Below are 777 nucleotides of genomic sequence, written 5' to 3'. Positions count from 1 at the left end.
ACACCAGTGGCACCTGGCACATCGCACCGGCCAGTACATGACCGGAGGGCTGTCCGGCCTGACGGCCGGACAGCCCTCACCAAGATCTTCATCAGCCTTTTAGGCCGTGTTTGAGAAGCTGCACAAGTGGTTCACTGCCACGACGGCGGTACATCGCAATGAGGTCCACAAGAGGACCCGGCCGCGCCTCCGGCTCCGGGGCCTGCGGCAGTTGGCGATCTTCCCGCTTGCCCTCGATCACCTCGTGCAGCGCCTCGCTGTAGTGGTCGGTGAGCTCGGGGCCGGTGAGGTCGTCGCGGGTCATGGCCTCTATGAGCGCCACGGCCTCGCCGATCTTGCGCACGAGGCCCGGTCGGCGATGTGGATCCGCCGGAAACGCACGCTGTGATCTTCGGTCGCGCTCAGGACTTGATCCGGACGCTGACCAGCCCGAACGAGATAACGCCGTTGAAGATGCTCGAGCCAGCCACAGGTAGCCGAGCTCGGCCTCCCTGGCCTCGGGGTGGATGTGTCCGGGACGTGTGGCGTCGCGCCTGTCGAGGAGCGTGATGGTGCCGATCATCGCTCCGTCCAGCGCGACCACGAAGTCGCCGGGGCGCGGACCGGACTGCTCGGGCACCGCGTGTCTGGTTTCGTAGGTGGGAACGGACAACATTTGTCGGCGGGTTCCGGAAGCACTTAGACGGTGTCTTGATTGGCGATAGCTCGTTGCTCCGGGCATGGACATAGTTGAGCGACTGGTGCCGGACGGGCTGTGGGAGATCTTCCAGGACGTGG

General features: G+C 65.1%; 1 protein-coding gene. It reads right to left on the bottom strand.

The genetic code is table 11. The annotated features are described in order from the left end of the window. Positions 1-91 precede the first annotated feature (91 nt). Positions 92-655, bottom strand: coding sequence for a hypothetical protein (locus tag IO24_RS47840; protein ID WP_420823266.1), 564 nt, complete (start codon positions 653-655; stop codon positions 92-94). Positions 656-777 lie beyond the last annotated feature (122 nt).

The sequence above is a fragment of the Streptomyces flavovariabilis genome, from assembly GCF_000725785.1.
Lineage (GTDB): Bacteria > Actinomycetota > Actinomycetes > Streptomycetales > Streptomycetaceae > Streptomyces > Streptomyces hawaiiensis.
The sequence above is the reverse complement of the archived record's forward strand: the minus strand, read 5'-3'. Positions and strand labels throughout refer to the sequence as shown.

Coding starts and splice junctions, on each gene's coding strand:
- IO24_RS47840 (WP_420823266.1), bottom strand. CDS start 655: ATGTTGTCCGTTCCCACCTACGAAACCAGACACGCGGTGCCCGAGCAG.